The organism is Actinoplanes sp. NPDC049265 (genome assembly GCF_043197135.1).
GTDB lineage: Bacteria > Actinomycetota > Actinomycetes > Mycobacteriales > Micromonosporaceae > Actinoplanes.
Genome location: NZ_JBICSP010000009.1, coordinates 234,949 through 256,950, shown reverse-complemented (window position 1 = coordinate 256,950; position 22,002 = coordinate 234,949). Strand labels below are relative to the sequence as shown.

At 70.6% G+C, this 22,002-nt stretch carries 15 protein-coding genes; 6 read left to right on the top strand and 9 right to left on the bottom strand.

All coding sequences use genetic code 11. The features are described 5' to 3' along the window. The first annotated feature begins 89 nt into the window (after positions 1-89). The 5 genes from ACGFIO_RS22860 (at position 90) to ACGFIO_RS22840 (ending at position 8,244) form a co-directional block, all read left to right on the top strand. The gene (locus ACGFIO_RS22860) at positions 90-1,367 is read left to right on the top strand and encodes an alpha-amylase family glycosyl hydrolase (RefSeq protein ID WP_392828361.1); all 1,278 of its coding nucleotides are present in this window, start codon (positions 90-92) and stop codon (positions 1,365-1,367) included. 9 nt (positions 1,368-1,376) lie between these two features. Next, a complete protein-coding gene (locus ACGFIO_RS22855; RefSeq protein ID WP_392828359.1) occupies positions 1,377-2,309 on the top strand; it encodes a hypothetical protein in 933 nt (310 codons plus the stop codon). Next, positions 2,309-3,985 carry a M16 family metallopeptidase gene (locus ACGFIO_RS22850; protein ID WP_392828357.1) on the top strand — a complete coding sequence of 559 codons (1,677 nt, stop codon included), beginning with the start codon at positions 2,309-2,311 and terminating at the stop codon, positions 3,983-3,985. Before ACGFIO_RS22855 ends, ACGFIO_RS22850 begins: the two co-directional genes overlap by 1 nt. Before the next feature lie 67 nt (positions 3,986-4,052). Beyond that, positions 4,053-4,439 carry a hypothetical protein gene (locus ACGFIO_RS22845; protein WP_392828355.1) on the top strand — a complete coding sequence of 129 codons (387 nt, stop codon included), beginning with the start codon at positions 4,053-4,055 and terminating at the stop codon, positions 4,437-4,439. After that, on the top strand, positions 4,429-8,244 hold the full coding sequence (locus ACGFIO_RS22840) for an NACHT domain-containing protein (RefSeq protein ID WP_392828353.1): 3,816 nt from the start codon (positions 4,429-4,431) through the stop codon (positions 8,242-8,244). The genes ACGFIO_RS22845 and ACGFIO_RS22840 overlap by 11 nt, the downstream gene beginning before the upstream one ends. A 109-nt stretch (positions 8,245-8,353) precedes the next feature. Here the strand turns inward: ACGFIO_RS22840 and ACGFIO_RS22835 are convergent, their stop codons facing one another. The 8 genes from ACGFIO_RS22835 to ACGFIO_RS22800 form a co-directional block, all read right to left on the bottom strand. Then, positions 8,354-8,821 carry a VOC family protein gene (locus ACGFIO_RS22835; RefSeq protein WP_392828352.1) on the bottom strand — a complete coding sequence of 156 codons (468 nt, stop codon included), beginning with the start codon at positions 8,819-8,821 and terminating at the stop codon, positions 8,354-8,356. Between the two features lie 4 nt (positions 8,822-8,825). Continuing rightward, a complete protein-coding gene (locus ACGFIO_RS22830) occupies positions 8,826-9,266 on the bottom strand; it encodes a helix-turn-helix transcriptional regulator (protein WP_392828351.1) in 441 nt (146 codons plus the stop codon). A 29-nt stretch (positions 9,267-9,295) separates the two neighbouring features. Next, the gene (locus tag ACGFIO_RS22825; RefSeq protein WP_392828349.1) at positions 9,296-10,954 is read right to left on the bottom strand and encodes a sulfatase; all 1,659 of its coding nucleotides are present in this window, start codon (positions 10,952-10,954) and stop codon (positions 9,296-9,298) included. Positions 10,955-10,988: 34 nt separating this feature from the next. After that, a complete protein-coding gene (thrS, locus tag ACGFIO_RS22820) occupies positions 10,989-12,272 on the bottom strand; it encodes a threonine--tRNA ligase (protein WP_392828348.1) in 1,284 nt (427 codons plus the stop codon). Positions 12,273-12,359: 87 nt separating this feature from the next. After that, positions 12,360-13,730, bottom strand: coding sequence for an ABC transporter substrate-binding protein (locus tag ACGFIO_RS22815; RefSeq protein WP_392828346.1), 1,371 nt, complete (start codon positions 13,728-13,730; stop codon positions 12,360-12,362). A gap of 13 nt (positions 13,731-13,743) precedes the next feature. Then, positions 13,744-14,619: a carbohydrate ABC transporter permease gene (locus tag ACGFIO_RS22810; RefSeq protein ID WP_392828344.1), complete on the bottom strand. Its 876-nt coding sequence runs from the start codon at positions 14,617-14,619 to the stop codon at positions 13,744-13,746. Positions 14,620-14,632: 13 nt separating this feature from the next. Next, positions 14,633-15,556, bottom strand: coding sequence for a carbohydrate ABC transporter permease (locus tag ACGFIO_RS22805; protein ID WP_392828342.1), 924 nt, complete (start codon positions 15,554-15,556; stop codon positions 14,633-14,635). A 68-nt stretch (positions 15,557-15,624) separates the two neighbouring features. Further along, on the bottom strand, positions 15,625-17,814 hold the full coding sequence (locus tag ACGFIO_RS22800; RefSeq protein ID WP_392828341.1) for an alpha-galactosidase: 2,190 nt from the start codon (positions 17,812-17,814) through the stop codon (positions 15,625-15,627). Between the two features lie 73 nt (positions 17,815-17,887). Between ACGFIO_RS22800 and ACGFIO_RS22795 the strand changes: the two genes are divergently transcribed. Then, the gene (locus ACGFIO_RS22795) at positions 17,888-18,958 is read left to right on the top strand and encodes a LacI family DNA-binding transcriptional regulator (protein WP_392828339.1); all 1,071 of its coding nucleotides are present in this window, start codon (positions 17,888-17,890) and stop codon (positions 18,956-18,958) included. Between the two features lie 81 nt (positions 18,959-19,039). On the opposite strand, the gene ACGFIO_RS22790 is transcribed toward ACGFIO_RS22795, so the two are convergent. Further along, a complete protein-coding gene (locus ACGFIO_RS22790; RefSeq protein ID WP_392828337.1) occupies positions 19,040-21,997 on the bottom strand; it encodes an alpha-mannosidase in 2,958 nt (985 codons plus the stop codon). Positions 21,998-22,002: the final 5 nt, after the last annotated feature.

The following is a 22,002-nucleotide window of genomic DNA, read 5'->3' as shown; positions in this document are numbered from 1 at the left end:
ACAGATCAAGTCGGTTAGGCCCGTTCCAAATTCACCACCAGAGGGAAGCGCCCCGGGACAGAATTTGAAACAGGCCTTACGCTCCGGCGGTGGACTGGCAGGAACATGCGATCTGGTGGCACGTTTATCCGCTCGGGTTCGTCGGGGACCACGGTGGGCTGGAGCGACTCGTCCCGTGGCTCGACCATGTGCTCGCCCTCGGCGCCAACGGCATCGCCCTCGGGCCGGTCTTCGCGTCCGAGACGCACGGCTACGACACCGTCGACCACCGGCGGATCGACCCGCGGCTGGGCGGCGACGCCGAGTTTGACGCGCTGGTGGCGGCGGCCCGCGAACGCGGCGTACACGTCCTGCTCGACGGGGTCTTCAACCACGTCGGCCGGGGGCACTGGGCGTTTCAGGACGTGCTGCGCAACGGGCCGTCGTCGGCCTACGCGGACTGGTTCCGGCTGCGCTGGACCGGCGGCGACGAGCCGGACTACGACGATTTCGAGGGGCACCACGACCTGGTCGCGCTCAACCACGACACCCCGGCCGTCGCCGACCACGTCGCCGAGGTGATGGAGCACTGGCTCGGGCGGGGCGTCACCGGGTTCCGGCTCGATGTGGCGTACGCGATCCCGCTCGCCTTCTGGGCCCGGGTGGCCGGCCGGGTCCGCGCCGCGCATCCCGGCGCGTACCTGATGGGCGAGGTCATCCACGGCGACTACACCGCGTTCGTGACCGAGGGCAAGCTCGACTCGGTGACCCAGTACGAGCTGTGGAAGGCCATCTGGTCGTCGCTCAACGACGGCAACTTCTACGAGCTGGCCCACGCGCTGGGCCGCCACGACGGTTTCGTCGAGCTCTTCGCACCCTGGACCTTCCTCGGCAACCACGACGTCACCCGGATCGCCAGCCGCCTGACCGACGAACGGCACCTCGCCCACGCCGTGACCGTCCTGGCCACCGTCGGCGGCACCCCGGCGGTGTACGCCGGCGACGAGCACGCCTTCCGCGGCGTCAAGTACGACCGGGCCGGCGGCGACGACGAGATCCGCCCGCCCTTCCCGGACTCGCCGGCCGACCTGTCACCGGTCGGCCTGCCCACCTTCCACCTGCACCAGGAACTGCTGTCGGTGCGCCGCCGCCACCCGTGGCTGCACCGCTCCCGCACGGTCGTGCACCACGTCGCCAACGAAGCCCTGGTCTACGAGCAGACCGACGGCGAGCACCGGCTGCTGGTGGCCCTCTCGACCGCGGACACCCCGTTGTCGGTTCCGGCCCCGGACGCCCGCGAGGTGCTGGCCGGCCGGGCCGACCTCGGCGAACCCGGCCACGCCGGGCTGGACGCGGCCGGCTGGGCGGTCCTCGCCGTCGATCTCTAGGATGCTCCGGTGCCCCACACGTTCCAGACCGACGTGGCCCAGCTGTTCCCTCAGTTCGCCACCTTCCGCGACGCGCTGCACCGGCTTGACTGGACGGCCTGCCGGGCCGTCCTCGACACGGCCACCGCGGAGGACCGGACCAGGCTGATCGGGCTCGGCGCCGAAGAGCGGATCGCCGAGGACTTCCTGCGCGGCCTGGTCCAGCGCGACCCGGCCGACGGCGCCGCGTTCGCCCTGCTCGGCCAGTTCCTGATCATCACCGGCTGGAACATCCGGACCGCCGCGCGGGCCCAGCACGTCCGCCCCGAGCAGTGGCGCGGCTTCTTCCAGTGGCTCCACCGGGCCGAACAGGTGCTGCTGGAGGGGGCCGCCCGGCATCCGGCCGACCCCGCCATCTGGACCTCCCGGTTGCTCAGCGCCCGTGGCATCTCGCTCGGCGTCGACGAGGAGACCCGCCGGTACGCCCGCCTGGCCGCGATCGACGAGCACCACCTGCCGGCCCAGGTCCAGCACCTGCAACAGCTGTTGCCGAAGTGGAGCGGCACCTTCGAGCAGGCCCACGCCTTCGCGAACGAGCGGATGCTGGCCGCGCTGCCCGGCGCGCCGCACGGGATGCTGGTGGCCGAGGCGCACCTCGAGCATCTGGGCGAGATCGGCGGCGCCGACCAGCGGACCTACCTGCAGCAGACCCTGCCCGACCTGCGCGCGGCGGCCGAGCGGTCGGTCCTCAACCACGCCTTTACGCCCGGCATCTACCCGGCCGACCAGGCTCTGGGCACGTTCGCCCTGGCCTTCCACCGGTACGGCGACCGGGAGTACGCGGCCCGGGTGTTCCGGCTGATGGGAGCGCGGGCGGCGATGGCGCCGTGGGACATGTATTCGACCATGCCGACGGGAGCGTTGCACGAGGCCCGCGCCTGGGCCATGCGGGGAGAGAACTGATGCGGCAGATCGAGATCGACGGCGTACCCGCGATGATCGGACCCACCACCGGGCCGATGCACGGCGGGCTGGTCTTCCGGGTCGGACAGGCCGACGAGACGCTGGCCCGGCGCGGGATCACGCATCTGGTCGAGCATCTGGCGCTGCACGGTTTCGGGGTGGCCGACCACCACTACAACGGCACCACGACGCCCGAGTTCACCTACTTTCATACGCAGGGTACGGCCGACGAGGTCGCCGCGTTCCTGACCGGGGTCTGCACGTCGTTGCGGGACCTGCCGATGCACCGGCTCGACGTCGAGAAGGAGCTGTTGCGTACGGAGCGCGGCAGCCGAGCCGGCGGACTGGCCGACTCGATGTCGCTGTGGCGGTACGGCGCCCGCGACTTCGGGCTCAGCGCCTACCCCGAGTGGGGCCTGCCGGCGATCGGCCCCGAGGAGCTGCGCGCCTGGGTGGCGGCCTACTTCACCCGCGGCAACGCCGCCCTGTGGATCGCCGCCGACGAGGTGCCGGCCGGCCTGCGACTGGACCTGCCCGACGGCCCGCGCCGCCCGGTCCCGCGCCCGTCGTCGGCGCTGCCCCGCACCCCGGCGTATTTCCGCGGCTCGGCCGGCACCGTCGTCTGGGACGCGGTGGTGCCCCGGGCCGCGGCGTCCGGGGTGTTCACCGGCGTGCTGGAACGGTCGCTGATGCGGTCGCTGCGCCAGGAGCAGGGCCTGTCCTACTCGGTCAACACCGACTACGACCCGCGTACGGACGGCACCGCGCTGATCACCGCCGCCGCCGACGCCCTGCCCGAGAAGCGCGGCGCCGTGCTCGGCGGTTTCCTCGACGGCCTGGCCGCCCTGCGCTTCGGCCGGGTCGACGAGAAGGAGGTGGCGACGGTCATCGGCCACCGCTGCGACGAACTCACCCAGGCCGAGGAGCGCGGTGGCCGCCTGCCCGGCCAGGCGTTCAACCTGGCCTCCGGCCGCCCGGTCGAGCAGCTGCCACAGATCCTGGCCGACATCCGCGCCGTCACCCCCGCGGCCTTGACCGAGGTGGCCGCCCAGGCCTGGTCCACGGGCCTGCTGATGACCCCCGGCGGCCGCTCGGCCGAGTGGGCCGGCCTGGCTGCCGCCCCGACCGGCTCCCACGCCACCGTGCAGGGTCACATCCACCCGAGCCTGGAGAACAACACCGTCCGGCTGGTGGTCGGCGACGACGGCGTCAGCGTCGTCGAGGAGACCGACGTCGCCACCGTCCGCTACGCCGACGTGTCGGTGATGCTGGCCTGGCCGGATGGCGGCCGCTTGCTGGTCGGCGCGGACGGCATCACGGTACGGGTCGAGCCCACCCTGTACGCCGGCTCGGCGGCCGCCATCCCGCACCTGGATGCCCGGGTCCCGGCCCCGGCCCGCGTCAACCAGCCACCTCGCAGCCCCGAGAACATCCCGGTGCCGCAACGGTCCGCCGCCGCAGCCCCGGCTGGGTCGCACGGCGCCCGGATCGCCGCCGTGGTCGTCGGCGGCCTGGCCGCCCTCGGTCTGCTGCTGCTCGACCTGATCATGGTGGTGGCCGTGGTGACCCAGGACGAGAAGGTCGTCCTGGCCATCCTCCTGCTGATCACCCTCGGCGCCACCGCCGGTGCCGGCTTCCTCGTCCGGTGGGGGGTACAGGGTCTGCGCCGAGGTTAGGGCCGATCGTGAACCTTTGTCCCAACGTAGACTTCTAAAAGCCGCCCCCTTGGGTAACCATACGGTCATGACACGCCGTCGCTGGGTTGCCGTGGCCATCGTGTGTTTCCTGCTGGGCGCGGCATCGGCGCTGTGGTTCGTCTTCCTGGCCAAGCAGGGGCTCGGCCGCGCCGACCAGTGGTCGAGCATCGTCGGCGCCGCGGCGACGATCGTTTTCGGCGTCGCCGGTGTCTTCGCGAGCCGGCGTGACCCCCAGCGCGAGCCACGGAGATCGGCCGCCCAGCCGGTGCAGCGGCCGAGTTCCGAGCCGCCCGCCGGCGAGGCCGGTCCCTCCGGGGAGACGCCGGCGCGGCCGTCGCCGGCTCCACCGGCCGGCGGGTCCACGTTCAACATCTCGGCGAAGACCTCATACAGCGCGCATGAGATGACAGTGCACCAGCCGCGTGACGACTGACCCGGAGTCGACGGTGGAGAAGCGCCTGGATGTCGGTGGAGACGCCTACCTGGCGACCACCATGAACATCTACCAGGGCGGCGGCGCCTCGGGTTACCGGGTCGCCCGATGGGTGCCGGCCGAGGTTGATTCCGTCGAGGATCTGGCACCGAGTCAGTTGCTGGACGTTCGCAACGAGGTCGTGCCCTTCTACGGCCGGGACAAGCTCCGCGGTGACCTCCTGGCCTGGCGGGACGAGAGCCGGCCGCGTCAGATCAAGCTGATCCACGCGCCCGGTGGCCATGGGAAGACCCGGCTCGCCCGGCAGTTCGCCGGTGATTCGGTGGCCGACGGCTGGCATGTCGGCGAGGCTTACGCCGACAACAGCCGCCACCAGCCCCTGCTGAAGCTCGACGATCCACGTGACGCCCCGGGGCTGCTCGTGATCATCGACTACGCCGAACGGTGGCCGACGGATCAGCTCCTGGAGTGCTGCGGACGGATCACCCGCACCGGGTACGAGCGGGTCCGCGTACTCATGCTGGCCCGGCCCGGCAGCTGGTGGTCGAGCGTGCGCCACACGCTCGTCGACATCTACCGATTTCGGGACGGGCAGACCGGGCTCGAGGCCATCGCCACGGCTCCGGCCGAGCGCCGTGCTGTCTTCGACACGGCCCGGGACCGTTTCGCCAAGGCCATGGATGTGCCCGGCAGTGAGTCCATTCAGCCTCCCATGGATCTTTCCGATCCCAAGTTCGACTCCATCCTGGAGATCCACATGGCCGCCCTGGTGGCCATCGACGCGGCCGGGCAGGGGAAGACACCGCCGGGATCGGCCGACGAGCTCTCGGAATATCTGCTGCGCCGGGAGCAGCAGCACTGGTCGGACATGCACCGGACGCGCCGGATCGCCACGACCGGTCAGCTGATGCAGCGGGTGGTCTTCGTCGCCACACTCACCGGCGCCCTGCCCCGCGCTGACGGCCGCGCCGCCCTGAAAGCCACGAACCTGGCCGGCACCACCGACGGCGGCGACCTCATCCTCGATGACCACCGGTTGTGCTATCCGTCGCCGGGAGACGGCGTCGTGCTGATGCCCCTGTACCCCGACCGCCTCGCGGAAGACTTCATCGCCCTGCAACTGCCGGCCGTGGAGCCGGATGGGGGACTGCTCAACGGCGGGCCGGCCGTCGGAGGGAAGAAACAGGTCGACGAGGACTGGTCCCGGTCGGTGCCGCGACTGCTGCTCGAGGCGGAAATCTCGCGGGCCGAGTACCGCGGTCGTATCTATTCCGTACTGTCCGAGGCGGCTCAGCGTTTCACCCACCTGTTGCTCGAGGACATCATTCCCGCGCCGAGGGCGCCGCTCGGTCCTTCGCCGGCCGAAGGTGAGCCGGCCGGTGAGCGGAACGCCGACATCCTCACCTTCCGTGGGGCCCTCCTCCGGTTGGCGTCCCTGATCCCCGCGCGGCAGGGCGAGCTGAACGCGATGACCGCGGGTGCCGAGGACGGTCCGTGGCGGCAGCTGACCGCGGTGGCCGAAGCATCCCGGTGGTTCGTCGACGCGGCGGTGCGCATCGATCAGGTGACGGGGCCGCGTCGTCTCGAACTTCTCACCGCCCTGCACACGGTGACCATGGCCAAAGCCCTGGTCGGGACCATCCTCGAGATCCTGCCGCCGGAGCCGTCACAGCTGCCGGCCGCCGCGCCCGGGTCGGCGCTGTTGATCGATGTCAGGATCGGCGTCGCGACCGAGCCGTCATCCTTTCGCAAAGACGATTTCGGGCCGGCGATTCTCGCCGTCCTGGCCGAGACGGCGCGTTCGGTTCCCCTCTCCGACGTGCGGGTTCCTCGTCTGATCGACCGCGCGACGGTGCTGTTCGGTGCGGATGTCCAGCGGGTCATGCGGGTCCTGCCGGAAGCCCGGGCGTGGCTGATGCCGCCGGCGCCTCCAGCGAGCCCGGACCTTCCGCCGGGTTCCTCCCTCGCCGCGCAGCAGGACACACTCGAGGCGCTCTCGGCCATCCTCGGAACGATCTCGACGGCCGGAAAGGCGGAACTTCCGCGGCCGCTCGCACGTCTGGCCGAGGCCAATGCGGCCGAACTCGAAGCGCCGCTGGTGGTGACCTGGGGTGGCGCTGTCGCGCCGAGGCTCGAAGACGGCTACATCGATCCCGGCTATCGGCTGGCCACCCGCGAGCAGGAGCGCCGGATCTGGGACCCGGAGTGGTGGCGGAGCCAGCCCGTGCGCGCGGACATCAGTGCTCTGCTGGCCAACTATCTGCTGTCACCGACGGCGTTCAGCTCTCCGTTGCTGATAATCGGAGATCCGGGCGTGGGAAAATCCACCCTCCTCACCGTTCTGGCGGCCCGCCTTCCGCCCGACAACTACACGGCGGTCCGAGTGCCGCTGCGGGCGGTCGACCCCAATTCTCCGATCTACGCGCAGGTCGAACAGGCTCTGGAGTATTCCTTCGGGGAAAAGATCAGCTGGCCCGAGCTGGCCGTCTTCGGCGATACGACGCTGCGTGTGCTCCTGCTGGACGGGGTCGACGAACTCGTCCGCCAGGCCGCGAGTCGGGACTCCTATCTGAACGAGATCGCCGCGTTCCAGCGCCGCGAGGCCGCTCTGGGCCGCCCGGTGGCGGTGGTGGTGACGGGGCGCACGACGATCGCCGACCGGACGATGCTGCCGGCCGGGTCGATGACCCTGAAACTCGAGCCGTTCGATGACGCGAGGGTCGCGATGTGGCTGCAAGGGTGGAATCGCTCCAACGCGCGCGCGATCGCCACCGGCGAGCTCCGGCCGGCATCGGCCGAGGCCGTTCGACGCTACCGGGAGGCCGTACGCATACCGCTGCTCCTGGCGCTGGCCGCCAATCAACTGACGGCAGGACGTGACGAGCCGGCCCGCCCGGACGTCGTCGACGTCTACCGGAGCTCGATCTACGCACTGGTGGATGATCACCGGCGGGAGGCGTTCTCGGACGACGACGATCGATCGACGGAGAGCGTGTCGTGGTGGCTCGGGTTCATCTCGATCGCGGCGTTCAACCGGGGACGGCGACGGATCACCCGGCTCACGGTCGACGAGGATCTCGAAGCGATGCGCATGGAGGCCGGCGCTCTGGACCGGGACATCTCACGGGTGTCCCTGTTCCACGGGCCCGGCGGCGGCCGGTCATACGAGTTCTGGCACGCCGCCCTCGGCGATTTTCTCGTCGCGTCGCACCTGATCCGGATGCTGCGGGAGCACGCGGTACAACGTCGGCCCGGGTGGGCCGAGCCCTCGGACGATCTGATCTGCGCCCTCCTGTCGCATGAGCCGCTGGCCCTTCATCAGCAGGTTCTGACCTTCGCCGAAGGGCTGGTCGCGGAGCTCTCCGCGGCGACGCGGGCGGCGATGAAGAGACTGCTCGAAGCGCTCATCATCAGAGCGCCATGGACGGACAGCGCGCGGAGTTATCCCCGTTACCGGCCGACGGCGGCCAGCCCGGTGAGCAAGACCGCGACGTACACCGCGAATCTGGTGCTTCTGCGGATGTGTCTGGACGCCTCCGAGGGCATCCCGCTCCACCTCATCACTCCCGCCGACCTCAGCCCGTTGAAAGCGTGGAAGTCCATCGTGCAGATCTGGACGGCCGGCCTGACCTTCGACGCCTGGGCATCGATGATCAATCGGCTGGAGCTTGCCGGGGACCACTTGATGCGGCGGGCCGCGCCGATCCCGTACGGTCTGAACCTGAACGTCGCCGAGGCCGAGCTGCGCGGAGACAGCGAACTCGCCGCCCGGATGTCGAACCCGCCCCGCCGGCCTGTCACCTGACGGCCGACATTCCTCCTCGAAGCCGGGCTCAGCGATCGAGGGTGTAGACGCGCTCGATGTGGCCGGCCAGGTCGGACGGGTCCGGCCAGGGCCCCGGTTCACGGGGAGGTCACGGCGCGACCGCACCACCCCAGCGGGCGATGTCCTCCTCGGTGACCGCCGACGGCTTCTCGGCCGGCTGGGTGACCCGGATGTGGTTGCCGAACGGGTCGCGGAACGCGCAATCGATGCCGTACGGCTGCACCTCGACGCCCTGGGTGAACTCGACGCCCTGGGCCGTGAGCGTGTCGTAGACGTTCTGGCAGTCGTCGGTGGTGAGGATCGCCGCCGCGCCGAGGGCGCCCTTGGTCAGCAGGTCACGCACTTGCGCGCCGGTCTCCGCGCTCATCGCGGGCGGCCCGGGCACCTCCAGCAGCAACTGCCGGCCCGGGTCGGACGGCAGGGAGATGGTCAGCCAGCGCATGAAGCCCATGTCGACATCGTCGTCGATCCTGAAGCCGAGCTTGCCGACGTAGAAATCCAGAGCCTGGTCCTGGTCGAGCACCCGGACCGTGGTGATCGTGATCGCCTTGAACATGATCTCACCGTACGGGTGCACGCGGGGCCGGCGCTTCGCCGAAACTGACCGGTCGCAGCCAGGTTTTCACGAAACACACCGGTGCGGCGGCGACCAGGCCTCGATCGCGGTACTGCGACGGCGCCACCCCGACCACGGCCCGGAACACACGGCTGAACGCCCCGAGGCTGTCGAATCCCACTCGTAGCCCGACCTCGGTGACCGAGCTGGCCGGATCGCGCAACAGCGACATGGCCCGCTCGATGCGCCGGCGCTGCAGATAGTGGTGTGGGGTCTCACCGAACGCCGTGCGGAAGGCGCGGCTGAAATAGCCCTCGGACATGTGCGCCAGCTTCGCGAGCGAGGGCAGGTCGAGCCGCTCGGCGAAGTCACGGTCCATCGCGTCGCGCGCCCGGAGCAGCCGCCGGTTGCGATCATCGGTCGGCGACCAGCCCGCTCTCGGCACCCGGCGATCGTAGCTTCCGCGGGGTTGCGTCAGTGTGACTTGGAGCCGGCCGGGGCGGCGTACGCGGTCAGGAACTTGTCCCGGAAGGCGTCCATCTTGGTGACCGGCGCGTCCTCGTCGGGGCGCAGGCCGTCCTGCCAGCCCCAGGAGGCGATCCGGTCGAACACCGCGGGATCCTTCGAGATGATCGAGATCGGGACGTCGTGGCTGGCGTCGACCCCGCTGACCCGGGGCGCGGCCTGGTGGTCACCGAACATGATGATCACCAGGTCGTCGCTGCCGTACTTGGTGGCCCAGGAGGTCAGGGCGGTGACCGAGTAGCCGACCGAGGTGGCGTACGCGGTGCGCACCTTGCCGGTCGACGTCCAGGTCTCCGAGATCGGCCCGTTGGTGACCATCGGGCCGTAGACCGAGCCGTCGCCGACCTGGTCCCAGCCGATCATCTTGGGCAGCGGCGCCCACGGCGTGTGGCTGGAGGTCAGCGTGACCTCGGACAGCAGCGGGCCGCGGTCGGGGCGGGAGTAGACGTTGCGCTGGAACGAGGAGAGCGTGAACTGGTCCGGCATCGAGGACCAGCCGAACTGCGGGCCGTGGTAGCCGAGGTTGCGCGAGTCCCAGACCTCCTCGTACCCGTAGAAGTCCTTCTCGGGCCAGGTGTGCTTGTTGCCCGGCTCGATGCCGACGGTGTGCCAGCCGGCCTTCTGGAACGCCCGGGTCAGGGTCAGCCGGTTGCCCGCGCCGGCGGTCAGCTGCCGGTAGCGCTGCTGCTGATTGACCCACATGCCGGACTGGAAGGAGGCGTGGGCCAGCCAGCTGCCGCCGCCGTAGGTGGACGAGGTGAGGAAGCCGCTGCGGGCGTGGAAGCCGTCCGCCTCGAGGTTGGCGTTGGCTGCGTCCAGGGCGGGGTTGAGGATGGCGGCCATCTTGGGGTTCTCCAGCGCCGACCGGCCATAGCTCTCGACCACGCCGATCATCACGTCCTTGCCGCGCAGCGCCCGCAGCAGCTGACCGGCGGGCACCTGGGCGAACGGGTCGTTGGCGGCCTCGGCGGCGAACGCGCGCTGATCCTGGATCGATCGCGGGATGCTGGCCAGGGTGTTGCGGGCCATCATCGCGGTGGTGTCCGAGGCGACCGGTGCGTACGGGAACAGCGTCACCCCGACCAGCGCCAGCGCCACCCACGCGGCGATGCCGGCGGGCACGGCGCGCTGGGCCAGCCGCCGGTGCCGGGCGACGTACCCGGAGAGCCGCAGCATCGCCCAGGCGAGCGCCGCGATCAGGGCGAGCCCGCCGACGATCGCGCCGGCGACGGCCGCCACCGCCGCCGGCTTGCCCGAGGTCTCCTCGACGTAGTTGAAACCGTCGCCGAAGAGCGGCCAGTCCAGCACCAGGTCGAAGCGCCGGGCCAGCACGTTGAGGAACCCGATGTTGATGATCTTCAGGAGGGCGAGGACGCCGATTCCCGCTCCCATCGTGATCGCCGCCGGCCGGCGCAGCCGCTCGGGAACGATCAGCAGCACCGCCGCCGCCACGATGCCCTCGATCGGCAGCCGCAGGAACGCTCCCGGCACCCAGGTGCCGGGCCGCAGCCGGCCGATGCTGTCCGGCACGACCAGGGCGACGAACAGGAGCACAGCGGCCAGTACGGTGAGCGTCACCGGGAGCATGGAGCGTAGGCGGTTGGTCACGCCCCCTTGTTACGGACGAGTCGGCCGCTACGGTTCAGCCGAGCAGATCATGTGATCGCGAAGCAACCACCCGGGCTATCCGTTCCAGCGCCTCCGCAACGCTCTGAGCAGGGATTTCCCGTCCGTCGCGGAGGCGCAGGGCGATCTGGCCGGCGGCTGCCTCGCGCTCGCCCACGATCCCGATGTACGGGATCCGGCGGAGCGTCGCCTGCCGGACGCGGGCGCCGAGCGAGCCCTCGACCGAGAGCTCGGCCCGCAGGCCGGGGGCCGCCGCCAGCACCGATCGGGCGGCGTCGTCCTGGGCCGGCGCGACCGGCAGCACGGCCAGCTGGACCGGCGCGTACCAGGCCGGGAAGGCGCCCGCCTGCACCTCGATCAGGTGCGCGAAGAGCCGTTCCATGCTGCCGGCGAGGCTACGGTGGATCATCACCGGCACCTGGTGCGAGGCGTCGGCGTCCGCGTACGACAGCCCGAATCGCTGGGGTTTGTCGTAGTCGACCTGCACGGTGGACAGGGTCTGCTCGCGGCCTGCGTCGTCGCGTACCTGGATGTCGATCTTGGGGCCGTAGAAGGCCGCCTCGCCGGGCGCGTCCTCGTACTCGACACCGGCGTTCTGCAGCGAGAGACGCAGCACCTCCTCGGCCTTGGCCCACATCGCGTCGTCGTCGATGAACTTCGCGCTGTCGTCGCGTAGCGACAGCCGGAAACTCGACGCCCGCACCCCCAGGTCGGCGTGGGCCCGCCGGATCAGCCGCAGCTCGCGCCCGACCTCGTCGACGACCTGCGACGGCGCGCAGAAGGTGTGCCCGTCGTTGAGCGCGATCACCCGGACCCGGCTCAGCCCGCCGAGCACGCCGGAGCGCTCGGCCCGGAACATCTGGCCGATCTCGGCGATCCGCAGCGGCAGCTCGCGATGCGACCGGCCGCGGGCACGATAGATGAGCGCGTGGTGCGGGCACAGGCTCGGCCGCAGCATGAGCTCGTCGTCGACGGCGGAGAACATGTCCTCGGCGAAGTGTTCGAGGTGCCGGGACAACTCGAAGAGCGCGGGCCGGCCCAGCGGCGGCGACACGACGTGCTGGTAACCGTTGCGGCGTTCCAGCTCGCGCAGGTATTGCTCGACCGCGTGCCGGGCGGCGGCCCCGGCGGGCAGCCAGAACGGCAGGCCCGCGCCGGCGAGCGGGTCGGAGTCGAAGAGCTCCAGCTCACGGCCGAGCTTGCGGTGGTCGATCATGACGGTCTCCTTGCGAAAAGGGGGCCGCCCCGGAACAGCGACAGGCCCGGGGCGAGTGCCCCGGGCCTGGATGTGCGTGATCACGCTCCGCCGGGGTTATCCGGCGTCGTCGTCATCACGAAGCGCAACACGCGTCCACGATATGGCCGCCGGGTCAGGCCGGCCAACGATTTATCCCACCACCTTGAAGAGGTTGTTGAGCTGGTCGTTGACCTTGGTCAGCGAGCTCGGCGGGGCGCTGCCGAGGTAGACCGCGTCCATTCTCGGGTTGAGCAGCGCGACCACGTCGGCCGCGTTGCTGGTCACCGGGAACAGGAAGGTGGTCTGATCCTTGACCTGGTCGGTGAACGGTGTGACGTCCAACTTCCGCTCGGTCTGGTTGTACTTGATGGCCAGTTCGGTGGCCTCGGGCCGGGCCGGGAACACCACCCCCGACTCACCGATGATCTTCTGGCACTCGGCCCCGGAGAGGAACTTGACCCACTTGGCCGCGTTCTCCGGCTGCTTGGACAGCGTGGTGATCGAGTCGGCGAGGCCGTTGAACATCGACGCCCGCTTGCCGCTGGGCCCGATCGGGGTCGGCGCCAGGCCGATCTTCAGCGGTTTGCCGGCCGCGTCGGTGAGCTTGGTGAAGGTGGAGATCATCCACGAGCCGCTGATGCCCATGGCCGCGACGCCGGACTGGATCTGCTTGTCGGTGCCGATCGCGTTGGCTCCGCCGATCTCGGCGTACGTCGGCATGTAACCCTTTCGAGCCAGCCCGAAGTACCACGTCAGCGTCTCCTGGAAGGCCGGCTGGTCCAGGTTGAAGTGGGTGCCCCACGGGTTCTTGTCGGTGACCGTCCACCCGGCGCTGCCGGTGAACGCCGACCACTGCGTCTGCCCCCAGCCCTGCCCGCCCGAGCCCTCGGCCGACATGCCGTGCACCTTGACGTGGTTCTTGTCGAACCCGGGCTCGTCGCCCCGCTTGCCGTTGACGTCCACGGTCAGGTGGGCGACCAGCTTCTCGAAGGTGCCGCCGTCGCGCGGGTTCCAGCTCAGGTTCTCGAGCTCGGCCGGGTCGACGCCGGCCGCCTCCAGCGCCGGAACCGAGTAGAACAGGGCGACCGTGTCCCAGTCCTTGGGTGAGCCGTATCGGTGCCCGTCCTGGCCCTTCCACAGCTCGGCCAGGCCCGGCTGGTAGTCGGTGTCCTTGATGTCGCTGGTCGGGCCGAGCTCGTCCAGTGGCCGGAGCACCTTCAGGTCGGCGTACTGGGCGAACCGCTGGAGGTGGTCGGTGAAGACGTCCGGTGCGGCGTCGGCGATGAAGCCGGCGGTCAGCTTCTGCCAGTACGTGTCCCAGCCGTACTGCGAGATCCGTACGCTCAGCCCGGGGTTCTGCCGCGCGAACGCGTCCGCGCACTTCTGATATCCGGGCTGCTGGCCGGAGTCCCACAACCAGTACTCGATGACGCCGTTCGTCCCGCCCGCCGCGGTGCCGCCGCACGCGGTCAGCAGGCCCATGGTGAGCGCGGCCGCGCCCAGTCTCAGTCGTCGCAACATGGCCGGTGCCTCCTCACTTGATCCCGCTGAAGCCGATGGAGTTGACGATGCGCCGGGCGAAGAGCATGAACAGCAGCAGCATCGGTAGCGCGGCGACCAGGGTGGCCGCCATCAGCCCGGCCCAGTCCGGCCCGGTCTGCGGGGTCTGCGACTTGAACACGCCCAGCGCCACGGTCAGCACCCGTGACCGGTCGGTGTAGCTGACCATCAGCGCCCAGAAGTACTCGTTCCAGGCGGCGATGTAGGTCAGGATGGCCAGCGTCGCGATCGGGGCCGAGGACATCGGCAGGATCAGCCGGAAGAACACCCGGGTCTTCGAGGCGCCGTCGATCAGCGCCGCCTCCTCGACCTCGTGCGAGATGCCGAGGAAGAACTGGCGCAGGAAGAACACCGCGAACGGGGTCATCAGCATGCTCGGCAGCGCGATGCCGAGCAGCGTGTCGACCAGGCCGAGCTGCTTGATCAGGACGAAGTTGGGCAGCAGGGTGAAGATCGTCGGGATCATCAGGCCGGCCAGGAAGAAGCCGAACACCCGGTCGCGGTACTTCCAGCGCAGCCGGGCGAAGGCGTACGCGGCCATCGCCGAGAAGAACACCTGGCCGGCGGTGATCAGCGTGGCCACGGTGATCGAGTTGAGCAGGTAGCGCCAGAAGTAGATCTCCTGGCCGGCGCCGCCCTGGTCGATCGCGGCCTGGCCGGTCTGGGTGCCGAAGACCCGCTCGAAGCCGCCGAGGCCGGGCTGCACCGGCAGCAGGCTGTCACCGCCCGCGTAGAGCGCGTTGTTGCTGGACAGCGCGGTGCGCAGGATCCAGTAGAAGGGGAACAGGCTGGCCAGGACGACGAGAATCATGAAGACCCAGGCCGCGGTACGGCCGATGTTGACGCGCATCGCCGACCGCCTCTCAGTCCAGGTCCGATGTGGAGGCACGGGTCAGCCGGTACTGCAGGAACGTGATGATCATCAGCACGATCAGTAGGGCGACCGACATGGCCGAGGCGTACCCGAACTGGAACCGGCCGAAGGCCACGTCGTAGATGTAGTACTGCAGGACACGGGAGGAGTCGACCGGCCCGCCGCGGGTGGCGATGGCGACCGTGTCGAAGACCTGGAACGAGCCGACCACGGTGATGATCAGCACCAGCCCCAGGATCGGCCGCAGCAGCGGGACGGTGATGCTGCGGAACATCCGAGGCTCGCCGGCGCCGTCGATGCGCCCGGCCTCGTACACCGTCTCCGGAATGGTCTGCAGCCCCGCGAAGATCAGCAGCGCGGTGTAGCCGACGTGCCGCCACACGTTGGCGGCGGCGATCGTCGGGATGACCCAGTTCTCGGACGAGAAGAACGCGATCCGGTCCACGCCGATCAGTTCCAGCACCTTGGTGCCGATGCCGAGCTGGTAGTCCAGGACCCAGAGGAAGATCATCGCGGCGACCACATTGGACACCAGGTACGGCGTGAGCACGACCCCGCGCAGCCAGGTGCGCTGCGTCAGCCTCTGCATCATCACGGCGATGACCAGCGCGAAAACCGTCTGGAAGACGATGTTGAGGAACACGTACCAGACGGTGACCTTCAGCGAGTTCCAGAACACCGGGTCCTGGACCATCCGGACGTAGTTGTCCAGCCCGTTGAACTCGGGCGGGGTGAGCAGGTTGAACTTGGTGAAGCTGAGGTAGATACCGCGGAGCGTCGGCCACACCATGAAGACCAGGAAGCCGATCAGGGCGGGAAGGATGAACAGCAGGGCCAGCCGCGTGTCGTCGCGGCGGCGTGGGGTGGTCGTCGTTCCGGTGGCAGCCGGACTCCTCGTCGTCGTTGTGGCCATCTCACTCCTTAGGGCAATGCTCAAATTCAATTTCCGACTGCACGACTGGGACTGAATCTGAAAAAGCCCTAGGCAAGCTCTTCCTTCGCGTCCAGGCGGCACAGCACCGCCTGATCGGGTCGGATCCGTGGGAAGGCGAGTCCTGCGTGCTCGAGCGCGGCGCCACTGAGCGTCACGCCCTGCCCGTCGGCGCCCCACCAGGCCGGTGCGTTGCCGAAGCCGGCGCCGGAACCGTGCGACGGCGCCGACCGGGCCGCGCCGGCCAGCTGCGGGCGGATCCGGTAGCGGCGGGCCGGGTCGAGGCCGCGCAGCCGGAGCCGGGCCGGCGGGTCGGGCGCCACGCTGTCCAGCGCGACCAGGGCGAACAGGGCGTGCTCGCGGTCCCGCGACACCACGCCGTGCACGAGGATGTCCTCGTCGGCGGTGTCCATTCGCACCAGGTCGCCGTCGAGCAGGTTGCCGCGATGCTCCTTGAAGAACGCGATCCACTCGCTCAGCTCGTGCAGCTCGGCCTCGGTCGCCTGGGCCAGGTCCCACTCCACACCGAGGTGGCCGAAGACCGCGGTGGCGGCCCGGAAGCTGAGGTCGTGCCGGCGGCCGGTGGTGTGCGAGGCGCCCGCGGCGATGTGCGAACCCATGAACTCGGGCGGGATCAGCTGGGTGGTCCAGCGCAGCATCGACTGGCGGTCGTGCGGGTCGATGTTGTCCGAGACCCAGATCCGATCGGCACGCTCCAGCACGCCCAGGTCGACCCGGGCGCCGCCGGACGAGCAGGACTCGATCTCCAGCCCCGGGTGCGCGGCCCGGATCTCGTCCAGCAGGCGATAGAAGGCCAGGGTCTGCTCGTGCACGCCGGGGCGGCCGCCGTCGGTCCGCGTACCCGCCTCGATCAGGTCGCGGTTGTGGTCCCACTTGACATAGCCGATGTCGTATTCGTCGAGGATGGCCAGGATCTGAGCCTTGACGTGCTCGTACGCGCCCGGGATGCCGAGGTTGAGCACCTGCTGGTGGCGGCTTTCGACGGGCCACTCTTCTCTTGCCGCCATGATCCATTCAGGGTGGGCGCGGGCCAGGTCGGAGTCCGGGTTGACCATCTCGGGCTCGAACCACAACCCGAACCGCATGCCCAGCTCGCGGACCCGGTCGATCAGCGGGTGCAGGCCACGGGGCCAGACCTCGGGGGAGACCACCCAGTCGCCCAGCCCGGCATGATCGTCGCGCCGGGCCCCGAACCAGCCGTCGTCGAGCACGTAGCGCTCGATGCCCGCGGCGGCCGCCCGCTCGGCCAGGTCGAGCAACCGGTCCAGGTCGTGCTCGAAGTAGACGGCCTCCCAGACGTTCAGCGTCACCGGCCGGTCGGCCGTCACCCGGGGCTCGCGGGCGCGCAGGTGCCGGTGGAAGCGGCGGGCCACCTCGTCCAGCCCGGTCCCGAACGAGCCGTAGAGCCACGGGCTGTCGTAGCTGTCGCCGGTGGCCAGCCGCACCTCGCCCGGCAGCAGCAGCTCGCCGCCGCCCAGGTGCTGCTCGCCGGTGAAGACCCGCTCGGCGTAGTGCGTGTGGTTCCCGCTCCACGCGGTGTGCACGGCCCAGATCGACCCGCCGGCGAACCCGAACCTGGGTGTACCGGCGTGCAGCACGTACGCGCTGTCCGCGCCGGTCCGGCCCTTGCGGTTCTCGCGCAGGTGGGTGCCGGTGGTCAGGGCCGACCGCTGCGGGCGGCGCTCGAGGTTGTGCCGCCCGCCGAAGTCCAGCAGCTCGGCCGCCTCGGCCGCGATCGGCAGGGCGAGCACCAGGTCGTCGAGCTGGTAGATGTCAGCGGCGTGGTTGGTGAGCGTGGCCCGGGTCCGGAGCAGGCCGGTTGGCAGCAGCTCGATCAGCACTGTCACGCCGAGCCGGTCGCCGTCGGCGGCGGTCACCTCGAGCACGCCCGGCCCGCTGGCCGCGAAGCCGTCCACTGGTTCGCCGTTCAGCCGTACGCCGGTCGCGGTGAAAAACGGCGACCAACCGCTTCCCGCGTACGAGCCACGGATGCCGGGCCGGCCGGTCCAGCCCAGGTGGTGCTCGGGCAGCACCGACGGCCGGGGTACGGGCTCGAGGTTGTTGCTGCCCGGCACCGGCTCGGCCGCGCCGGCCAGCGTCTCGGCCTCGGTCGCGTCCAGTCCGGGCAGCTCGGGGCCCCAGTGGACGATCGCGGGCAGCCGCCCGTCGCGTACGTCGATCAGCACGGTGACACCGGCAGCGCACAACGCGACAAGCATCGGCAACTCCCTATGCGGCTAAATCTTTAGCAGAGTCTGGGCCTGATTTCCGGGATGTGTCAAGGTTGTGAACGTGGCTGGTGGGCGGCGGGGCCGCGTGACCCTGCGGGACGTGGCGGAACGCGCCGGCGTCTCGGTCACCACCGCGTCGTTCGTGCTCTCGGGCCGGCACGACATGCGGATCTCGGCCGCCACCGAGGAACGCGTGCTGCAGGCCGCGCGGATGCTCGACTACCGCAAGCGGCTGGTCCCCGGCACGGCCGTACCCACCGGTGCGCCCGCGATCGGGCTGATCTCCGACGTGGTGGCCACCGAAGCATTCGGCGGCGAGATGATCCGCGGCTGCATCTCGGCCGCCACCGAACGCGGCCACGTGGTCTTCCTGACCGACAGCGAGGGCGTCGACGAGCTGGAGGAGTCGGCCGTCCGGGCGCTGCTGGCCCGCGGCGTCGATCGGTTCGTGTACGCGACACTGGGCACGATCGAATACCGCGTGCCCGAGGCCCTGGCCGGGCAACGGCTGGTCCAGATGAACAACGTCGACCCCGGCGGCGGAGTGCCGGCGGTGCTGCCGGACGACCACCGGGCCGGGCGGGAGGCGGCCGAGGCACTGGTCGCGGCCGGGCACACCGACGGGATCTGGCTCGTCGGCGAGGTGTCGGCTCGGTCCTACGCGGCCGGGAAGCGGCTGGCTGGGATCCGCGCCGGCCTGCGGGCGCACGGGCTGCGGCTGGCCGGGCACGTCCGCTGCGGCTGGTGGCCGGGCGAATCCCGGGCCGCGCTCGCGTCCCTGCTGGCCGAGGGCTGGCGGGAACGGGAGCGGCCGACCGCGGTGATCGCCATGAACGACCGCGCGGCCATGGGCGTCTACCAGGCCGTCGCCGCGGCCGGTGTGCGCGTGCCCGACGACCTGTCGGTGATCTCGTTCGACAACTCCGACGTGGCCCGCTGGCTCGACCCCGGCCTTTCCAGCCTGGCCCTGCCATATTTCGACATCGGCCGCCGCGCGGTCGAACTGCTCCTCGACGACGCCGCCGAGCCGCGCGTGCACAAGCTCGCCATGAACCTCCGCTCCCGCGGCTCCGTCACGGCCCCGTCCCGCATCCCCAGCGCCGGCCCCGGCCGGTTCCCAGGCCGCCGATAGACGTTCCCGGCAAGGGGCTGGTGGTGGGCCCGGGCGGTATCCGCGGCGCGGACACCGCCCAGGGCTACCACTGAAAGGGGGTCAGGCTCGCTTGATGCGGAGGGTGACGATCTCGAAGGGGCGGAGCGACAACGACGGCTCGGTCGGCGAGAGTGGGCGCTCGTGCAGGTCGGTCCGCTCGATCGACGACGCCTCGAACGAGGTGTGCACGGTCGTGCGGGCCGGCGTACCCAGCGACTCGTAGAGCCGGACCACGACGTCGCCGGAGCGGTCGTCGGCCAGCTTGACCGCCTCGATCGCGACGCCGGGGTCGCCGTCCAGCCGGACCAGCGCCGGCACCCCGCGCCCGCCGGAGCGGGTGGCCGGCGGCAGGTTCAGCGCGTAGCCCGCGGCGATCGCGTCGGCGGGGGTGGCCGCCGGCACGATCCGGAAGCGGAACTCGTGCGCACCCTGGTCGGTGTCGGGGTCGGGGAAGCGCGGCCCCCGGACCAGCGTCGCCCGGATCTGCGTGGCCATGCCGCCGCCCTCACGGGCGACCCGGCGGACCTCGTGCCCGTACGTCGCGTTGTTGGCCAGGGCCACTCCGACCGGCTCACCGACGTGCACCCAGCGGTGCGCCGCCACTTCGAAGCGGGCCGCGTCCCAAGAGGTGTTGTCGTGGGTGGCCCGGGTGACGTGCCCGAACTGTGTCTCGAAGCGGGCCCGGTCGGCGTGCACGTCGGCGTCGAATCCGAGTTTGAGCAGCCGGTGCTGCTCGTGCCAGTCGACGTCGACCTGGATCTCCACGCCGGGCTGGCCGGGCCGGACGGTGAACGTCTGCCGGGCCGTGGACGCGCCGAACGCCCGCTCGACGACGGCCTGGGCCGCGCCGTCCTCGGTCACCGAGGTCGTGAACGACACGACGCCGGTCACGTCGGTGACCGTCTCGCGGTAGTGCCGGTCGATGTCCCAGGCGTCCCAGTGCGCCGGGTAGTCGGGGTGCAGTTGCAGCACGCCGCCGCGCCCGCCGGGGGCGATGGCCTCGGTGCCGGTGGCCAGGTCGACCAGCGACGCGATGGTTCCGTCGGGGCCGAACGTGACGGCCGTCCGGTCCGACCGCAGCTCACGTTCGGAGGCCGAGGCCCGGGCGTCGGCCGCGGGGGTCTGGATGACCCCGGTCCCGGCCACGGCGTCGAACACGACAGCGTTGTCACCGGGCCCGGCCAGCGCGTCCTGGGTCGACTTGATCAGCGTCCCCAGGGTGTCGGCCAGCGTCACGTAGGTCGCGCGGGCCTCCCGGTGCACCCAGGAGATCGACGAGCCGGGCAGGATGTCGTGGAACTGGTGCAGCAGGGTGGTCTGCCACAGGTCGCGGAGCTGGTCGTACGGGTATTCGGCCACGCCCGCCACGGCCGCGGTGGCCGCCCACAGCTCGGCCTGGCGCAGCAGGTGTTCGGTGTGGCGGTTGCCGCGTTTCATCTCCGCCTGCGAGGTCAGCGTGCCCCGGTGCAGTTCCAGGTAGAGCTCGCCAAACCACTGCGGTGGGTTGGGCAGTTCCTCGGCGGCCGCGTCGAAGAACGTTTCCGGTGCTTCCACCCGTACCTTGGGAACGCCTTCCACGTCCGCGACCCGGCGGGCCCGCGCGAGCATCTCGCGGGTCGGACCACCACCGCCGTCGCCGAACCCGAAGGGGAGCAGCGACCGGGACGCGGCGCCCTTCTCCTTGAAGTTCTTCGCGCTGTAGTTGAGCTCCTTGACCGAGATCTCGCCGTTGTACGTGTCGGCCGGCGGGAAGTGCGTGAAGACCGAGGTCCCGTCGATGCCGACCCATTCCAGGGTGTGGTGCGGGAAGCGGTTGACCCGGTTCCAGGAGATCTTCTGGGTCAGGAAGTAGTCGATGCCGGCCTGCCGGACGATCTGCGGCAGCGCGCCCGAGTAGCCGAACGAGTCGGGCAGCCAGGCCACCCGGGTCTCGTGGTTGAGCTCCTCGCGGAAGAACCGGGCACCCTCGGTGAACTGCCGGACCATGGCCTCGCCGCCGGGCAGCACCGTGTCGGACTCGACCCACTGACCGCCGACCGGCACGAACCGGCCCTCGGCGACCCGCTGCTTGGCCCGCTCGAACAGCGCCGGGTGGTCGTCGCGCAGCCACGCCCAGTGCTGGGCGGCCGACATCACGTAGACCAGGTCCGGGTTCTCGTCCATCAGCTGCAGCACGTTGGCCACGGTGCGGGCGACCTTGCGCCGCGTCTCGCGCAGCGGCCACAGCCAGGCCGAGTCGATGTGCGCGTGGCCGACCGCGCTGACCGTGTGCGCGCTGGCGTTGGCCGGCGCCTCGAGCACCTTCACCAGCGGCTCGCGGAGAAGATCGACATCATTTGTCCCGTACGCGTCGAGCAGGTCGAGCGTCCGGTCGAGGGCGCGGGTGGCCACCGCCCGCAGGGTGATGTCGATGCCCGGCTCATTGAGCAGCCCGGCCACGATCTCGATGTCGTGCACGAGGCCGGCTAGCGCCACGTCGCGGACCACGATGCCGGCCGCGTCGAAGGTGTACAGCGGGTCCTCGGGCGCGGTCGAGCGGTCGCCCAGTTGGGACGGCGCGAACTGCGAGATGCCGTTGCCGAAGAACTTCGGGTTGGCCGCCGCCTCCAGGTAGAGCTCGACCGGGCCGGTCGCGGGGAGCGGGATCCAGGTGTTGCGCGGCTCGACCGCCTTGATCACGGTGCCGTCGGCCGCGTAGACCAGGCCCTCGGACTGGAAGCCGGGCATCTGCTCGCCGGCCCAGCCGAGGTCGACTTCGAGCTCGACGCGCTGGTCGCGGGCGCTGTCCGGAACGGTGCCGGTCAGCCGGAACCAGGTCGTGTCCCACGGGCGGCCCCACCGGCCACCGAGCGGGAAGGGGCGGTAGTCGGCTTCCTTGGCGACCTTGAACGGGACCGGCTCGCCGCGCACCTCGAACGCCTCCACCTCGACGTTCGCCACTTCAGTGGCGACAGCCGGGAGCAGGCGGTCACGGAGGGCGCGGTCGAGCCGATGCTGGGTGATGTCCTCGGAGTGCATTCCCT